15 protein-coding genes are annotated in these 15,246 nt (G+C 68.4%); 8 read left to right on the plus strand and 7 right to left on the minus strand.

The window, feature by feature from the left end:
* Positions 1–19: 19 nt before the first annotated feature.
* Positions 20–1,441 (plus strand): DASH family cryptochrome, encoded by a 1,422-nt coding sequence (locus tag DMO17_RS01380; protein WP_110680520.1) that lies wholly within the window; start codon positions 20–22, stop codon positions 1,439–1,441.
* A 31-nt stretch (positions 1,442–1,472) separates the two neighbouring features.
* Here the strand turns inward: DMO17_RS01380 and DMO17_RS01385 are convergent, their stop codons facing one another.
* From DMO17_RS01385 to DMO17_RS01405, 5 genes are all read right to left on the minus strand, one after another.
* Positions 1,473–3,314, minus strand: a complete 1,842-nt coding sequence (locus DMO17_RS01385) for a GGDEF domain-containing protein (RefSeq protein WP_110680521.1) — start codon at positions 3,312–3,314, stop codon at positions 1,473–1,475.
* A 24-nt stretch (positions 3,315–3,338) separates the two neighbouring features.
* A complete protein-coding gene (locus DMO17_RS01390) occupies positions 3,339–4,181 on the minus strand; it encodes an endonuclease/exonuclease/phosphatase family protein (RefSeq protein ID WP_181418709.1) in 843 nt (280 codons plus the stop codon).
* Between the two features lie 10 nt (positions 4,182–4,191).
* Entirely contained in the window at positions 4,192–4,854 is a 663-nt protein-coding gene (locus tag DMO17_RS01395) for a thiol:disulfide interchange protein DsbA/DsbL (RefSeq protein WP_110680769.1), read from the minus strand.
* A 146-nt stretch (positions 4,855–5,000) separates the two neighbouring features.
* On the minus strand, positions 5,001–5,618 hold the full coding sequence (locus DMO17_RS01400; RefSeq protein ID WP_110680522.1) for a c-type cytochrome: 618 nt from the start codon (positions 5,616–5,618) through the stop codon (positions 5,001–5,003).
* Positions 5,619–5,664: 46 nt separating this feature from the next.
* Positions 5,665–5,958, minus strand: a complete 294-nt coding sequence (locus tag DMO17_RS01405) for a c-type cytochrome (protein ID WP_110680523.1) — start codon at positions 5,956–5,958, stop codon at positions 5,665–5,667.
* A gap of 193 nt (positions 5,959–6,151) precedes the next feature.
* On the opposite strand from DMO17_RS01405, the gene yihA reads away from it, so the two are divergent.
* Complete coding sequence (yihA, locus tag DMO17_RS01410) at positions 6,152–6,802, plus strand: ribosome biogenesis GTP-binding protein YihA/YsxC (protein WP_110680524.1); 651 nt, start codon at positions 6,152–6,154, stop codon at positions 6,800–6,802.
* Between the two features lie 311 nt (positions 6,803–7,113).
* Here yihA and polA read toward each other — a convergent pair whose 3' ends face one another.
* Positions 7,114–9,897: a DNA polymerase I gene (gene polA / locus DMO17_RS01415; protein ID WP_110680525.1), complete on the minus strand. Its 2,784-nt coding sequence runs from the start codon at positions 9,895–9,897 to the stop codon at positions 7,114–7,116.
* A 74-nt stretch (positions 9,898–9,971) separates the two neighbouring features.
* On the opposite strand from polA, the gene DMO17_RS01420 reads away from it, so the two are divergent.
* Together DMO17_RS01420 and DMO17_RS01425 are read left to right on the plus strand one after the other, a co-directional pair.
* Positions 9,972–10,256 (plus strand): DUF2782 domain-containing protein, encoded by a 285-nt coding sequence (locus DMO17_RS01420; RefSeq protein WP_061902892.1) that lies wholly within the window; start codon positions 9,972–9,974, stop codon positions 10,254–10,256.
* 4 nt (positions 10,257–10,260) lie between these two features.
* The gene (locus tag DMO17_RS01425) at positions 10,261–11,211 is read left to right on the plus strand and encodes a homoserine kinase (RefSeq protein ID WP_110680526.1); all 951 of its coding nucleotides are present in this window, start codon (positions 10,261–10,263) and stop codon (positions 11,209–11,211) included.
* Between the two features lie 12 nt (positions 11,212–11,223).
* On the opposite strand, the gene DMO17_RS01430 is transcribed toward DMO17_RS01425, so the two are convergent.
* Positions 11,224–12,135 (minus strand): zinc ABC transporter substrate-binding protein, encoded by a 912-nt coding sequence (locus DMO17_RS01430; protein WP_110680527.1) that lies wholly within the window; start codon positions 12,133–12,135, stop codon positions 11,224–11,226.
* Positions 12,136–12,197: 62 nt separating this feature from the next.
* On the opposite strand from DMO17_RS01430, the gene DMO17_RS01435 reads away from it, so the two are divergent.
* The 4 genes from DMO17_RS01435 to DMO17_RS01450 are packed head-to-tail and all read left to right on the plus strand — an operon-like array spanning position 12,198 to position 15,191.
* Positions 12,198–12,698: a Fur family transcriptional regulator gene (locus DMO17_RS01435; RefSeq protein ID WP_110680528.1), complete on the plus strand. Its 501-nt coding sequence runs from the start codon at positions 12,198–12,200 to the stop codon at positions 12,696–12,698.
* Positions 12,695–13,486 (plus strand): zinc ABC transporter ATP-binding protein ZnuC, encoded by a 792-nt coding sequence (gene znuC / locus DMO17_RS01440; RefSeq protein ID WP_110680529.1) that lies wholly within the window; start codon positions 12,695–12,697, stop codon positions 13,484–13,486. The genes DMO17_RS01435 and znuC overlap by 4 nt, the downstream gene beginning before the upstream one ends.
* Positions 13,486–14,274 (plus strand): zinc ABC transporter permease subunit ZnuB, encoded by a 789-nt coding sequence (znuB, locus tag DMO17_RS01445; protein ID WP_110680530.1) that lies wholly within the window; start codon positions 13,486–13,488, stop codon positions 14,272–14,274. Before znuC ends, znuB begins: the two co-directional genes overlap by 1 nt.
* A 53-nt stretch (positions 14,275–14,327) precedes the next feature.
* The gene (locus DMO17_RS01450; protein ID WP_110680531.1) at positions 14,328–15,191 is read left to right on the plus strand and encodes a hypothetical protein; all 864 of its coding nucleotides are present in this window, start codon (positions 14,328–14,330) and stop codon (positions 15,189–15,191) included.
* Positions 15,192–15,246 lie beyond the last annotated feature (55 nt).

The raw sequence follows: 15,246 nt of genomic DNA on the forward strand, positions 1-15,246 counted from the left end.
GACCCCGAGGATCTTTGCCATGCGCCGAGTGCTGTTGTGGTTCAAACAGGATCTGCGTCTCGACGATCACCCGGCCGTGCAGGCCGCCCTGGACGCCGACCGGCTGCTGCCGCTGTACGTCTTCGACCCGGCGCTGCTGCGCCCCTGCGCCTACGGCAACCGCCGCCTGGGCGTGCACCGTGCGCGCTTCCTGCTGGAGAGCCTGGCGGCCCTGGATGGCGAGCTGCGCCAGCGCGGCTCCGGGCTGCTGGTGCTGCAGGGCGATCCGGCGCAGCTGGTGGCGCGCCTGGCCGAGCAGCTGGACATCGACGAGGTACTGACGCTGGGGGAAATCGCCCCCGAAGAACGTGCCCAGCTCGCCGTCCTGCGTGCCCGCCTGGGGGCCGCCAGCCTGCGCGAACTGCCGGCCAACCACCTGCTGCGCATCGAGGAGCTGCCTTGCCCGGTGCAGGAGCTGCCGCTGGTATTCAGCCGCTTCCGCGAGCAGGTCGAGCAACGCCAGCCGGTATTCCAACCGCGCCCGGCACCGGCGCGCCTGCCGGCCCTGCCGGACAACGCCCACGCCTACTTCACCAGCCTGCCCAGCCTGTCCCAGCTGGGCCTGGGCGAGCCGCTGGTGGTACCCAACAGCGCTTTCCCCTTCTCCGGCGGTGAGCCGGCTGCGCAGGCGCGGCTGCGCGACTACCTGTGGCTGGGCCAGGGCGTGCGCCGCTACAAGGAGACGCGCAACGGCATGATCGGCAGCGAGTACTCGTCCAAGCTCTCGGCCTGGCTGGCCAACGGCAGCCTCTCGGCGCGGCGCGTGGTAGCCGAGCTGCGCCGCCACGAGTCGCAGTACGGGCGCAACGAATCAACCCAGGCGCTGTGGCTGGAACTGCTCTGGCGCGACTTCTTCCGCTGGACCCTGGTCCGCCACGGCGCTGCCCTGTTCCGTGCCGGCGGCCTGAAAGCCTCGCCTGCAGGCCCCCTGCGACTGGACGAGCGCTTCGACAGCTGGTGCCAGGGGCGCACCGGCATGCCGCTGGTAGATGCCTGCATGCGCGAGCTGGCAAGCACCGGCTTCATGTCCAACCGCGGCCGCCAGGTGGTGGCCAGCTACCTGGTCAACGACCTGCAGCAGGACTGGCGCCATGGTGCCGCCTGGTTCGAGGAGCACCTGCTGGACTACGACCCGGCCAGCAACTGGGGCAACTGGGCCTACCTCGCCGGAGTGGGCAACGACCCGCGCCAGCAGCGCCTGTTCAACGCCCTGCGCCAGGCCCGCCAGTACGATCCGGACGCCACCTATGTCAGCCTCTGGCTGCCGGAGCTGCGCGGCGTGCCACAGCACCTGCGACATACGCCCTTCCTGCTGCCGCACCTGCAGCTGGACAGCCTCGGCTATCCACGCCTGGAGCGCATCCCGGACAACTGGAAGCCCTACCTGCCCAGCGCGGCCTAGGCCGCCAGGCGCAACTGGGCGGCCTTAGCCGCTAGGCTCGTGCGATGCGGTTGCGCCCCTCGCGCTTGGCCCGGTATAGCGCCTGGTCGGCGCGCTCGAACGCGACCTCGGCGCTCTCACCGGCGGCGAAGGCGGTCAACCCGGCGGACAGGGTGATGGTCACCGGCTCGCCGCGGAAGTGGAAAGGGCAGGCCTCGATGGCGCCCCGCAGCGTTTCCAGCAGCTGCAGCCCACCCTCCGGTGGAGTGCCGGGCACCAGCAGAACGAATTCCTCGCCACCGAAGCGGGCGAGAAAATCGGTCTTGCGCAGGCGCCTGGCCAGCTCACCGGCGATGATCTTCAGCACCTTGTCGCCGGCCAGGTGACCATAGCCGTCGTTGATCCGCTTGAAGTGGTCGATGTCCAGCACCGCCAGCAACAGGTCGCCGCCATAGCGCTTCCAGCGCGCCACCTCCAGCTCCAGGCGTTCGCTCCAGCCGGCGCGGTTGGCCAGGCCGGTGAGCGGATCGGTGAGGGCCTTCTGCCGCTGCTCCTCGATATGCTCGCGAAAGCCCTGGGCCTCCTGCTCCATCTCGCTGACCTTCTGCGCCAGGGCCTGCAGGCGCCGGGCAACTTCCTCCTCGCGCCCCTCGCGCTGGCGCTGGTGCTCGACCACCGTGCTGAGCAGGCCGTCCAGACGCTGCTCCAGGGCCTGCTTGAGGCTGGCCAGGTCAACCGCCTCCTGCACGCTGGCCTGCAGGTCGCTGACCTGCTCGCGCAGCTCGCGGTTGAAGCTGCGCGCGCTCTCCACCGACTCGCTGTAGCCCTCATGGGCCTGGCCGAGGGTGTCGAGGAAGGCGGCCAGGCGCTCGTTGAGCTGCTTGAGGTAGCCGGCGAACTCGCGCTGGCCGCTGTCGGTGACGGCCAGCACCAGCACGGCCAGGTCGTCCAGCACCGGCACCAGTTCGTACCAGTTCAGCCCGCCCTGCATGCGCTCGCGCAGGGCCTGGCCCTGGGGTTGGTGATGCGGCGGCAGCTCCAGTTCGTCGAGCAGCCCCAGCAGGCTCTCCGCCACGTGCGGCGCCACCGCGCTGTAGCCGGGCTCGGGGCGCTCGGGCAGGGAGAATTCGGGGTTGCCCTCGCCAATCAGGATGCGCGCATCCAGCGGCAGGCTGTCCAGGCTGGTCGGCACGACGGTCGGCGCCACGCGGGTGGTGACTGCCGCGGGCGGGGCGACTTCGACAGCGACCGCGGCGGGCCCGGGCGCCGGCTCAGCCGTGGCGACTGGCGCCGGGGCAAGCCGCTCGTCCTCGTCCACATCAGGCGCGGCGTGGTCCTGGGGCGGCTGGGCGGCAGCAGCCGGCGCCTCTTCGCGGCCACTGCCGAACAGACGCTGCAGCAGGCCGGGGCGCGCCGCCTGCTCGCTGCCCAGCACGGCCAGAGTCTTCTCCTGCAGGCTGCTCAGCTCCGCCAGCAGGGCCGGCAGCTCGCGCGGCTGGCTGGCGCGCTCGTCGATCCGCTTGGCGAACTGCTTGAGCGCCTTGCGCACCTCGCGCGGCGGCTCCAGGGCCAGCAGCTGTTGGGTCAGCCCGTTGAGGCCGGCGATGTTCTGCTCGACGCGCTGCTGGCGGCGCTGCTCGGAGTCCAGCACGGCCTTCTCCAGGCGCGGGATCAGCGCGGACAGGCCGGCGTCCATCTGCTCGCCACGGATCAACTCGCGCAGCTCCTGCATGCACTGGTCCACCGCCTTGTCGCTGCCTTCGGCCGCCAGGGAGCTGCGCACCAGGCCGCGGCGCAGCAGGTCGAGGCGCTCGTTCCAGCGCAGCTCCTGCAGCTCCTGCTGCTCCAGGCTCTGCAGGTACTTGGCTTTCCAGCGCTGGGCTTCATCGGTCATGGTGGCGATCCAGTGGCAAAGCCACTACAGCATAGGCAGGTTGAGGGCACCCGGCAGGCGGATCTCCACCGCCACCGGCAGATGATCGGAAATCGGCTGGCTGAGTACCGCGACCCGTTCCAGCACCAGCTCCGAGCTCAGCAGGATGTGGTCCAGACAGCGCTGCGGGCGCCAGCTGGGGAAGGTCGCAGCGACCTGTGGCGCGACCAGACCGAGATCGCGCAGCGGCGAGTGCTGCAGCAGGTCGGTGGCGTGAGTATTCATGTCGCCCATCAGCACCACGTGGCGATAGCCGCCGATCAGTTCGCGGATGTAGGCGAGCTGGCGGGTGCGGGTACGGGCGCCGAGGGCCAGGTGCATGTTGACCACCACCAGCGCCTCGGCGCCTTCGCCGAAGCGCAGCAGCACGGCACCACGACCAGGCGGGCCGGGCAACGGATGGTCCTCCAGCAGGCTCGGCTGCAGGCGGCTGAGCACGCCGTTGCTGTGCTGCGCCAGGCGCCCGAGGTTGCGGTTGAGCTGCTGGTACCAGTAGGGAAAGGCGCCCAGCTCGGCCAGCTGCTCGACCTGGTTGACGTAGCCGGAGCGCAGGCTGCCACCGTCGACTTCCTGCAGGGCGACCAGATCGTAGTCGCCGAGCAGCGCGCCGATGCGCTGCAGGTTGCCGGCACGCCCCGGGTGCGGCAGCAGGTGCTGCCAGCCGCGGGTCAGATAGTGGTGATAGCGCTCGGTGCGGATGCCGACCTGGATATTGAAGCTGAGCAGGCGCAGGCGGCCTTCGGCATGGCCGCCGGAGTCCGCACAGCGGCCGTTGACCTGCGCCTGGCGCAGGCCCGCGGTTCGCCCGGAACTCCAGCGGCGCAGCATGGCGGGTGCCTCAGTTGGCGACCGTCGCCTTCTCTGTCGCGCTGCCGGAAGCGGCACGCTCCTTGTCGATCAGGAAGTCGGCCACCTGCAGGGCCTGCTGCGGACCGCCGGAGGAGGTGATGTCGAAACGGTACTTGCCGTTGACCACCAGCACCGGCACGCCGGTGATCTGGTAGGACATCGCCAGCTTCTTGGCCTTGGCCATCTGGCCCTTCACCGCGAAGGAGTTGAAGGTGCTGAGGAACTTGTCCTTGTCCACACCCTGGCCGGCGAGGAACTCGGCCATTTCCTGCGGGTCGGCCAGCTTGCGCTTCTCCTGGTGAATGGCGCGGAACACGGCGTCGTGCACCCGCTGCTCCACGCCCATGGATTCCAGGGTGATAAACAGCTGGCCGTGTACGTCCCAGATGCCGCCGAACAGCGCCGGCACGCGCACGAAGTTGACGTCGGCCGGCAGCTTCTCGACCCAGGGGTTGAGGGTCGGCTCGAACTGGTAGCAGTGCGGGCAGCCATACCAGAACAGCTCGACCACTTCGATCTTGTCGGGCTGCGACACCGGTACCTGCTGCTTCAGCTCGACGTACTGGCGGCCGGCCTCGATGCTGTCGGCCTGGGCGCTGACGCCGAGCAGGCTGAGGGTGGCGAAGGCGGCACTGAGAATCAGGTTACGCATGCAGAACTCCTTGGCGATGAGGGCCGCGCGGGGCGCGCGGTTCGATTCGACCGGCAGCGCCACGACGGGTTCCGGCATTGTAGCGGCAGCACCAACGAAAAAGGGTGGCCATGGCCACCCTTTTGTTTCCGCCGGTCAGCGCCCGATCAGTGCAGGCCCTGCACATAGCTGGACACCGCTTCGATGTCCTTGTTGCTCAGCTTGGCGGCGATGGCACGCATGATCATGGCGTCGCCGTCGTTGGTGCGATTGCCCTCGCGGAAGTCGGTCAGCTGCTTGGCCACGTAGGCAGCGTGCTGACCACCGAGCTTGGGATAGCCGGCCGCGGCCAAACCAGCGCCATCCGGAGAGTGGCAGCCGGTGCAGGCCGGCATGCCCTCGGCCAGCTTGCCGCCGCGGAACAGGGCCTCGCCACGCTCGACCATGGCCGGGTCGGCCGCGCCGACGCTCATTTTCTGACTGGCAAAGTAGGCGGCGATGTCGGCCAGGTCCTGATCGCTCAGGTTGGTCAGCATCCCCGTCATCTCGACGATCTGCCGCTTGCCGGACTTCACGTCATGCAACTGCTTGAGCAGGTATTTCTCACCCTGGCCAGCCAGTTTCGGGAAGTTCGGCGCGGCACTGTTGCCATCGGCGCCATGGCAGGCGCCACAGACGGCAACCTTGGCCTTGCCGGCTTCGGCATCACCCACGATCGGGTTGGCAGCTTGCGCGGCCGCGGAGACGCCCAGGCTCAACAGCAGACTCACGAGTACTTTGTTCATCAGCTAATCCAATAACGGCTAGAGGTAATTAGGTTTTCTTTCGGGACTACTCGCTCATCACCTTGATGACGGCCTGGTAGTCCTCGGCACTGCAATCCATGCACAGGCCACGGGGTGGCATGGCATTCAGACCGTTGGTGACGCTCTGTACCAGCGCATCCATGCCCTTGGCCAGTCGTGGCTCCCAGGCCGCCTTGTCGCCCCGCTTGGGCGCCATCGGCAACTGACCATTGTGGCAGGCCGCACAGGCCTTGGCATAAACCGCTTCCGGATCCTGCGCCGCATTCGCGGCACCCGACAACCACAGCAATGCTGCACTGACGACCAGCACTTTCTTCATAGCCAAACCTCGATCAGGGAGGGAACGGCCTGCGTCTAGTCGCGCAGCGGGTTATGTCGCGTTCCCGGCAGAAGGACAAAGCGCACACAAAATCTGCGGCATTATATACTGGCGTCGCTGAAACGGAAGCGACAGCATGCCGCGCCCCCCGGCGCCGCCACGCGCTCCGGCTCCCCGCCCACACGGACTCCCCATGTCATCCAAGAACCCCATTCTCGGCCTGTGTCAGCAGGCCAGCTTCATGATCAGCGCGGCCAAGGTCGAACAATGCCCGGACGACCAGGGCATGGAAGTGGCCTTCGCCGGCCGCTCCAATGCCGGCAAGTCGAGCGCGCTGAACACCCTGACCCATGCCAGCCTGGCACGCACCTCGAAGACCCCCGGGCGCACCCAGCTGCTCAACTTCTTCCGCCTGGACGACGAGCGCCGCCTGGTCGACCTGCCCGGCTACGGCTATGCCAAGGTGCCGATCCCGCTCAAGCAGCACTGGCAGAAGCACCTGGAAGCCTATCTGGGCAGCCGCGAGAGCCTGTGCGGGCTGATCCTGCTGATGGACATCCGCCACCCGCTGACCGAGTTCGACAGCATGATGCTGGACTGGGCCAAGGCCAGCGGCATGCCGCTGCACATCCTGCTGACCAAGGCGGACAAGCTGGCCTTCGGCGCGGCGAAGAACGCCCTGCTCAAGGTGCGCCAGGAGATCCGCAAGGGCTGGGGTGACGAGGTCGCCAGCATCCAGCTGTTCTCGGCGCCCAAGCGCCAGGGCGTGGAGGAAGCGCAGCTGGTGCTGGCGCAGTGGCTGGGGCTGATCGAGGACGAGGAAGAGGCCGGCGAAGAAGCCTGAAGCCTGGGCAAGTGATGGCCCGGAGCGATTGCTGCACTCACTTGCACGCCCCGATGGGTTTTCGCCAGGCAAAAAAAACCCCGGCTTCGTATGGGGAGGGAGAAGTCCGGGGTTCAATTCTGAACCGCTAGGGCGGGGTTCAGAGATCTGCCAACACTAAAACACAGGAGCATCGAAGGGCTTCGTTGCCATTCACTATCTCTGACCGCCCTCCCGAACCAATAGTTCAGATTTTTTTAAATCGCATTGCGATAAGGCCACCGGCTTTTAGTCGTAAGCCTCAAAAGGCTGCGACCTTATGCCGCAATGCCTCAGTGCGCCTCATCCCAGTTGTCGCCCACCCCGGCCTCGACCACCAGCGGCACGTCCAGCTCGGCGGCGCCGCTCATCAGCGGCAGCAGGCCGGCGCGCAGCGCCTCGACCTGATCCTCGCGAATCTCCAGCACCAGTTCGTCGTGCACCTGCAGTATGACTTTCGCATCCAGGCCGGACTGCGGCAGCCACTGGTCCACGGCGATCATCGCGCGCTTCATGATGTCCGCCGCGGTGCCCTGCATCGGCGCGTTGATCGCCGTGCGTTCGGCGCCCTTGCGCAGGGCCGGGTTCTTCGCGTGGATGTCCGGCAGGTACAGGCGGCGGCCGAACAGGGTCTCGACATAGCCCTGCTGAGTCGCCTGCTCGCGGGTGCGCTCCATGTAGGCAAGCACGCCGGGGTAGCGGGCGAAGTAGGTGTCGATATAGGCCTGCGCCTGCTTGCGGTCGACGCCGATCTGCTTGGCCAGGCCGAAGGCGCTCATGCCGTAGATCAGGCCGAAGTTGATCGCCTTGGCGCTACGGCGCTGGTCGGAGCTGACCTGCTCCAGCGGCACGCCGAACACCTCGGCGGCCGTGGCGCGGTGCACGTCGCGGTCGTGGCGGAAGGCGTCCAGCAGGCCCTCGTCCTTGGCCAGGTGAGCCATGATGCGCAGCTCGATCTGCGAGTAGTCCGCCGACATCAGCTTGTAGCCTGCGGGCGCGACGAAGGACTGGCGGATACGCCGGCCCTCGGCCGTGCGGATCGGAATGTTCTGTAGGTTCGGGTCGGTCGACGACAACCGCCCGGTGGCTGCTACCGCCTGGTGGTAGCTGGTGTGGATGCGCCCGGTGCGCGGGTTGATCTGCTCCGGCAGCTTGTCGGTGTAGGTGCTCTTCAGCTTGCTCAGGCTGCGATATTCCATCAGCAGCTTGGGCAGCGCGTGGTCCTGCTCGGCCAGCTCCGCCAGCACGTTCTCCGCGGTGGACGGCTGGCCGGTGGCGGTCTTGCTCAGCACCGGCAGTCCGAGCTTGTCATAGAGGATGGCGCCGAGCTGCTTGGGCGAACCGAGGTTGAACTCCTGGCCGGCCAGCTCATAGGCCTGGCGCTCCAGCGCCACCAGCCGCTCGCCCAGCTCCAGACTCTGCTGGCCGAGCAGCTTGGCATCGACCAGCGCGCCGTTGCGCTCGATGCGCGCCAGCACCGGCACCAGCGGCATCTCGATGTCCTTGAGCACCCTGGCCAGGCTCGGCGTGGCCTGCAGCCTGGCCCATAGGGTCTGGTGCAGGCGCAGCGTCACGTCGGCGTCTTCCGCTGCGTAGGGGCCGGCCTGCTCCAGGGCGATCTGGTCGAAGGTCAGCTGCTTGGCGCCCTTGCCGGCGATGTCCTCGAAGCGGATGGTGCTGTGCTCCAGGTACTTCATGGCCAGGCTGTCCATGTCGTGGCGGGTCGCCGTGGAATCCAGCACATAGGATTCCAGCATGGTGTCGAAGGCCACGCCCTGCACCTCGATCGGCGTGGTCGCGTGGGCCAGCACGTTCATGTCGTACTTGGCGTGCTGGCCGACCTTGGCCTTGGCCGGGTCTTCCAGGATCGGCTTGAGCGCGCGCAGCACCGCGTCGCGGTCCAGCTGCGCCGGCACGCCCATGTAGGAGTGGGCCAGCGGCACATAGGCGGCCTCGCCGGCCTCGACGGCGAAGGACACGCCGACCACCTGGGCCTGCTGCGGGTCGAGACTGGTGGTCTCGGTGTCGAAGGCGATCAGTTCGGCGGCTTCCAGCTTCTTCAGCCAGGCGTCGAAGCGCGCCTGCTCCAGCACCGTCTCATAGCGCGATTCGCTGGCCGGTTGGGCGGTGGCAGCGGGCTCGGGCGCATCGAACAGGCCACCAGTCGGCGCCGCCACCGTGGCCGGGCGGGCCTTGGGCTGCTGGCGCTGCAGCTCGTCGAGCCAGCCCTTGAATTCCAGCTCGGTATACAGGGCGACCAGCGCGGCGCGGTCCGGCTCGCCGGGGTGCAGGTCGTCGACGCCGACGTCCAGCTCGACATCGGTCTTGATGGTCGCCAGCTGGTAGGACAGGAACGCCATGTCCTTGTGCTCGGCGAGCTTGGCCGGCAGGGTCTTGGCGCCGCGGATCGGCAGCTCGGGGACCTTGTCCAGGCTGGCATAGAGCACGTCGAGACCGCCGCCGACGCCGACCAGCAGGCCCAGCGCGGTCTTCTCGCCGACCCCCGGCACGCCGGGAATGTTGTCGACCTTGTCGCCCATCAGGGCCAGGTAGTCGATGATCAGCTCGGGACCGACGCCGAACTTCTCGCGCACGCCCTCGATGTCGTAGACGCTGCCGGTCATGGTGTTGACCAGGGTGACGTGCGGGCAGACCAGTTGGGCCATGTCCTTGTCGCCGGTGGAGATCACCACGTCGCGGCCGAGCGCGGCGGTCTGCCGGGCCAGGGTGCCGATCACGTCGTCGGCCTCCACGCCTTCCACGCACAGCAGCGGGTAGCCGAGGGCGCGCACGGCGGCGTGCAGCGGCTCGACCTGGCCGCGCAGCTCCTCGGGCATCGGCGGGCGGTGCGCCTTATAGTGCTCGAACATCTCGTCGCGGAAGGTCGGGCCCTTGGCGTCGAACACCACCGCGAAGGGGCTGTCCGGGTACTGCTTGCGCAGGCTCTTGAGCATGTTCAGCACGCCCTTCACCGCGCCGGTCTGCAGGCCTTTGGAGTTGGCCAGTGGCGGCAGGGCGTGGAAGGCGCGGTACAGGTAGGAGGAACCGTCGACCAGAACGAGAGGGGCATTGGACATGCTTGGGATCAACCTTTTGCCGGGTGCGAGCGCTAGAATGGCTGCATCAACCTGAAGAAAGGGACAAGGTTACCATGCGCCTGCTCACCCGCCTGACCCTGGCCGCCCTGCTGGCCGCCAGCCCGATGCTCGCCCTGGCCGAGGAAGAAGTCACCGGCGATCCGGACGTGACCATCCGCCAGGACGGCGACAAGACCATCACCGAGTACCGGCAGAACGGCTTCCTCTACGCCATCAAGGTCACGCCGAAGAACGGCAAGCCCTATTTCCTGGTGCGCGCCGACGGCAGCGAGGGCAACTTCATCCGCTCCGACCAGCCGGACATGCTGATTCCCGCCTGGGAAATCTTCAGCTGGTAAGCCCATGTCCGTCTTCACACCCCTTGAACGCCATGAGCTGGAAGCCTTCCTCGAACCCTACGGGCTCGGCCGCCTGAAGGACTTCCAGGGCATCGCCGCCGGCAGCGAGAACAGCAACTTCTTCATCAGCCTGGAGGGCGGCGAGTTCGTCCTCACCCTGGTGGAGCGCGGCCCGCGCGCCGACATGCCGTTCTTCGTCGAACTGCTGGAGCGCCTGCACCAGGCCGGCCTACCAGTGCCCTATGCGGTGCCGACGCAAAGCGGCGAAGCCCTGCGCGAACTGGCCGGCAAGCCGGCGCTGCTGCAGCCGCGCCTGGCCGGCAAGCATGTCGACCAGCCCAACGCTCACCACTGCGCGGAAATCGGCACCTGGCTGGCGCGCCTGCACCTGGCCACCCGCGAGCATATTCTGGAACGCCGCAGCGACCGCGGCCTCGACTGGATGCTGGAGGAAGGCCCGGTGCTGGCCCTGGAGCTGCACGACGAGCAGCTGCCGCTGCTACGCGACAGCCTGCACGAGGTGGCCGAGCTGAAGGCGCGCATCCTCGCCCTGCCGCGCGCCAACCTGCACGCCGACCTGTTCATCGACAATGCGCTGTTCGACGGCAACCACCTGACCGGGGTGATCGACTTCTACAACGCCTGCTCCGGGCCGATGCTCTACGACCTGGCGATCACCCTCAACGACTGGTGCTCGCTGGCCGACCAGCGCCTCGATCTGCCACGCGCCCAGGCGCTGCTCGGCGCCTATGCCGCGCTGCGGCCCTTCACCCGCGCCGAGGCCGAGCTGTGGCCGGCCATGCTGCGCATCGCCTGCCTGCGCTTCTGGCTGTCCAGGCTGATCGCCGCGCGGCGCTTCCAGGGCCGCGATGTGCTGGTCAAGGACCCCGGCGAGTTCCAGCGCCGCCTGGCGCAACGGCAGCAGGTCAGTCTGGCGCTGCCCTTCGCCCTCTGAGGCGGTCGCAGGCTAGAGGCTTTCCAGGCAGCCGGCCAGCTGCCCGGCCAGCGCCTCCAGCAACTGCTCGTAGCTGCGCGCCTCGACGCCCAGGGCATCCAGCTCGGCCAGCCGGACCGGCAGGCCGGCGGAGAGGGTCTCGGCCAGGCGCGGACGCAGCGGCGGCTCGCTGAACACGCAGGCTGCGCCGGCCGCCTTGAGCCGCTCACGCATCGCCGCGACATGCCGGGCGCCGGGCTGCAACTCGCTGGCGGCGGTGAACACGCCGGCATGCTGCAGGCCGTAGGCGCTCTCGAAATAGTCGAAGGCCTGGTGGAAGACGAAGAACGGCTTGCCGGCCAGCGGCGCCAGGCGCGTCTTGAGACGACCATCCAGTGCGCTCAGGCGCTGCTCGAAGGCCCGCAGGTTGGCCTGGTACAGCGGGGCATTGGCCGGGTCGGCCGCAGACAGGTCGGCGGCCATCCTGGCGGCGATCACCCGCGCATTGGCCGGCAGCAGCCAGAGGTGCGCGTCCAGGCTGCCGGGGCGGTGGTCGTGGTCATGATCGTCGTGACCATGCGCGTCGTGATGCTCGTCCTCGCCGCTCTCGGCCTGGCCAAAGTGGCGCAGGGTCATGCCCGGCAGCTCCTGCACCGCCACGCTGGGCTTGTCGCGACCCGCCAGTACGCGCGGCAGGAAACCTTCCAGGTCCGGGCCGACCCAGTACAGCAGGTCGACGTCCGCGACCCGGCGCACATCGGACGGGCGCAGGGCGAAGTGATGCGGCGAGGCGCCCGGCGGCAGCAGCACTTCGGGGCTGCCGGCGCCCTCCTGCACGGCCGCGGCGATCAGTTGCAGCGGCTTGATGCTGGTCAGCACCCGCACTTCAGCGCGGGCGGAAAGGGCGGTAAGACTGAGCAGGAGCAGAACGAGGAGGCGCGACACGGAACAACACTCGGCGGGCAAAGGGTAATAGAATAACGTCTCTTCACCCGGACGTCCCCGTCATGTTCAAGCGCCTGACCAGCAACACACCGCTCGCCTGCCTGCCACACGACCATTCGCGCTGCGTGGCCGATGCCCTGGCCGAGGCCGAGTCGCTGTGCGCGAAGCAGGGCACGCGCCTGACCACGCTGCGCAAGCGCGTGCTGGAGCTGGTCTGGGCCAGCCACAAGCCGCTGGGCGCCTATGACATCCTCGGCGTGCTGAGCGAGGAAGACGGCCGCCGCGCCGCGCCGCCCACCGTCTACCGGGCGCTGGATTTCCTCCTGGAGAACGGCCTGGTGCACCGTATCGCCTCGCTCAATGCCTTCATCGGCTGCGTGCACCCGGGCGAACTGCACCAGGGCCAGTTCCTCATCTGCAAGGCCTGCCATGCGGCCATCGAACTGGAGCTGCCGGCCATCAGCCAATCCATAGTCGCGGGCGCCGCCGCCGTTGGTTTCGCCGTGGAGAGCCAGACGGTGGAAGTGGTCGGCCTGTGCGCCGGCTGCCAGAGGGCGGCATGAGCGATGCGCTGATTCGCCTCGACGGCGTCAGTGTCGGCTTCGCCGGCCAGGACGTGCTGCAGGACGTGCAACTGAGCCTGCGCGCCGGCGAAATCGTCACCCTGATCGGCCCCAACGGCGCCGGCAAGACCACCCTGGTGCGCACCGTGCTCGGCCTGCTCAAGCCGGACCGCGGCAGCGTGCAGCGCAAGCCGCGCCTGCGCATCGGCTACATGCCGCAGAAGCTGCATGTCGATCCGACCCTGCCGCTCTCGGTGCTGCGCTTCCTGCGCCTGGTTCCGGGGGTCGACCGCAGCGCGGCGGCCGCAGCGCTGGCCGAAGTCGGCGCCAGCCAGGTGATCGACAGCCCGTTGCAGAGCATTTCCGGTGGCGAGCTGCAGCGCGTGCTGCTGGCCCGCGCCCTGCTGCGCGAGCCCGAGCTGCTGGTGCTCGACGAGCCGGTGCAGGGCGTCGACGTCGCCGGCCAGGCCGAGCTGTACCGCCTGATCAGCCAGCTGCGCGACCGCCATGGCTGCGGCGTGCTGATGGTGTCGCATGACCTGCACCTGGTGATGAGCGCCACCGACCAGGTGGTCTGCCTGAATCGCCACGTGTGCTGCTCCGGTCATCCGGAGCAGGTCAGCAACGACCCGGCCTTCGTCGAGCTGTTCGGCCAGGACGCCAAGAGCCTGGCCATCTACCACCACCACCACGACCACAGCCACGATCTGCATGGCACGGTGGTCGCCGAACCCGGCCTGCGTATACACGGTCCGGCCCATGCCCACGGCCCGGGGTGCAAGCACTGATGCCCGATTTCCTGCTCAACGCCCTGCTCGCCGGCCTGGCCCTGGCCCTGGTAGCCGGCCCGCTCGGCTCCTTCGTGGTGTGGCGGCGCATGGCCTATTTCGGCGACACCCTGTCCCACGCCGCGCTGCTCGGCGTGGCCCTGGGCTTCCTGCTCGACCTCAGCCCGACCCTGGCGGTGACCGTCGGCTGCCTGCTGCTGGCCGTGCTGCTGGTCACCCTGCAGCAGCGCCAGCCGCTGGCCTCCGACACCCTGCTGGGCATCCTGGCGCCAACCACTCTGTCGCTGGGGCTCGTCGTCCTGAGCTTTATGGACGAGGTGCGCGTCGACCTGATGGCTTACCTGTTCGGTGATCTGCTGGCCGTCAGCCATGAGGACCTGCTGTGGATCCTCGGCGGCGCCGCGCTGGTCATGGCCCTGCTGCTGCCCTTGTGGCGACGCCTGCTGGCGATCACCGTGCACGAGGAGCTGGCACGGGTCGAGGGCCTGCCGGTGGCCGTCCTGCGCCTGGCGCTGATGCTGCTGATCGCCGTGGTCATTGCCGTGGCGATGAAGATCGTCGGGGTGCTGCTGATCACCTCGCTGCTGATCATTCCGGCCGCCGCCGCCCAGCGCCATGCGCGCACGCCGGAGCAGATGGCCATCGGCGCCAGTTTCCTCGGCATGCTCGCCGTCTGTACCGGGCTGGCCCTGTCCTGGTACCAGGACACTCCGGCGGGGCCGTCCATCGTGGTCAGCGCGGCCGGGCTTTTTCTGCTGGGCTTTGCTCTGCCTCGCCGAGCCCGCTAGGATTGGGCGTTTTTTGCCCAACCCGAAACGCCACGAAACCGACGAGTCGAAAAATGAACACTAAAACCCTTACATGTCTCGCCGCGTTTGCCCTCGGCCTGCTGCATAACCCCGCCCATGCCGAATACTGGACGGTCGACGCGCTGGTGAAGGAGTTCAACCAGGTCTCCGCGCAGATTGCCCGCGGCGAGCTGCAGGCCGCCGAGCAGAGCCTGAACGCCCTGCGCCAGCACACTACCAGCAACGACGTGCGCCTCGACCAGTACCGTCGCGAGCTGGCCAACGCCTACCTACAGCAGGGCCGCCAGCAGCTGCAGGCCGGCGATGATGCCGCCGCGGCAGTCACCCTGAGCCAAGGTGAGCAGCATCTGGTGGCAGCATCCCCTGCACTGAAAGTGCAGTACCAGGCCAGCCTGGAGGCCGCGACGGCCGAACGCCGTCAGGCCGAAGCCGCGGCAGAGCAGGCTCGCCAGGCTGCCGAACGCGAGCGCCAGCAGAAACTGGCCGAGCAGCGCGCTGCCGCCGAGCGCGCTGCCCAGCAGGCTGCAGCGGCCCAGGTCAAGCCCGCGCCGGCAGTGGCCGCCAAGGTCGAGGAACCCAAGCCCGCCGTGGCCGCCGCGCCGCGGGCGCGCCTGATCGACCCGAGCGCCGCCAGCAGCAGCGTGCCCATGCCCATGCTCGACGCCAACGATCGCGACAGCCTGCGCGAGCTGCTCGACCAGGTCGCCGCCGACGTGGTGGCCTTCGACTGCGCGGTGCGCCTGCAGGTGCGCGAGGCCAAGGACTACCCCTTCGTCGCCGCCCTGCTGTCGGCGCGGATCAAGAAGCTCGCCCCCGGCTTCGCCCCGCAGTTCTCCCCGGTGCTCAAGCCGGATCAGGAGCCGCGACTGGTGCTGAGCCCGCAGAGCAACAGCTGAGCTGCTGCGCCAGCACAAGGCCGCCCACGGGCGGCCGTTTCGTTCTTATGCTCGT

Source organism: Aquipseudomonas alcaligenes, from assembly GCF_003205495.1.
Classification (GTDB): Bacteria; Pseudomonadota; Gammaproteobacteria; order Pseudomonadales; family Pseudomonadaceae; genus Aquipseudomonas; species Aquipseudomonas alcaligenes_B.

Bases quoted from the DNA above. Each gene is read 5' to 3' on its own strand.
- DMO17_RS01390 (WP_181418709.1), bottom strand. From the start codon at position 4,181: ATGCTGCGCCGCTGGAGTTCCGGGCGAACCGCGGGCCTGCGCCAGGCG.
- DMO17_RS01435 (WP_110680528.1), top strand. From the start codon at position 12,198: ATGTTCAAGCGCCTGACCAGCAACACACCGCTCGCCTGCCTGCCACAC.
- znuB (WP_110680530.1), top strand. From the start codon at position 13,486: ATGCCCGATTTCCTGCTCAACGCCCTGCTCGCCGGCCTGGCCCTGGCC.
- yihA (WP_110680524.1), top strand. From the start codon at position 6,152: ATGTCATCCAAGAACCCCATTCTCGGCCTGTGTCAGCAGGCCAGCTTC.
- DMO17_RS01420 (WP_061902892.1), top strand. From the start codon at position 9,972: ATGCGCCTGCTCACCCGCCTGACCCTGGCCGCCCTGCTGGCCGCCAGC.
- DMO17_RS01425 (WP_110680526.1), top strand. From the start codon at position 10,261: ATGTCCGTCTTCACACCCCTTGAACGCCATGAGCTGGAAGCCTTCCTC.
- DMO17_RS01385 (WP_110680521.1), bottom strand. From the start codon at position 3,314: ATGACCGATGAAGCCCAGCGCTGGAAAGCCAAGTACCTGCAGAGCCTG.
- DMO17_RS01380 (WP_110680520.1), top strand. From the start codon at position 20: ATGCGCCGAGTGCTGTTGTGGTTCAAACAGGATCTGCGTCTCGACGAT.
- znuC (WP_110680529.1), top strand. From the start codon at position 12,695: ATGAGCGATGCGCTGATTCGCCTCGACGGCGTCAGTGTCGGCTTCGCC.
- polA (WP_110680525.1), bottom strand. From the start codon at position 9,897: ATGTCCAATGCCCCTCTCGTTCTGGTCGACGGTTCCTCCTACCTGTAC.
- DMO17_RS01405 (WP_110680523.1), bottom strand. From the start codon at position 5,958: ATGAAGAAAGTGCTGGTCGTCAGTGCAGCATTGCTGTGGTTGTCGGGT.
- DMO17_RS01450 (WP_110680531.1), top strand. From the start codon at position 14,328: ATGAACACTAAAACCCTTACATGTCTCGCCGCGTTTGCCCTCGGCCTG.
- DMO17_RS01400 (WP_110680522.1), bottom strand. From the start codon at position 5,618: ATGAACAAAGTACTCGTGAGTCTGCTGTTGAGCCTGGGCGTCTCCGCG.
- DMO17_RS01395 (WP_110680769.1), bottom strand. From the start codon at position 4,854: ATGCGTAACCTGATTCTCAGTGCCGCCTTCGCCACCCTCAGCCTGCTC.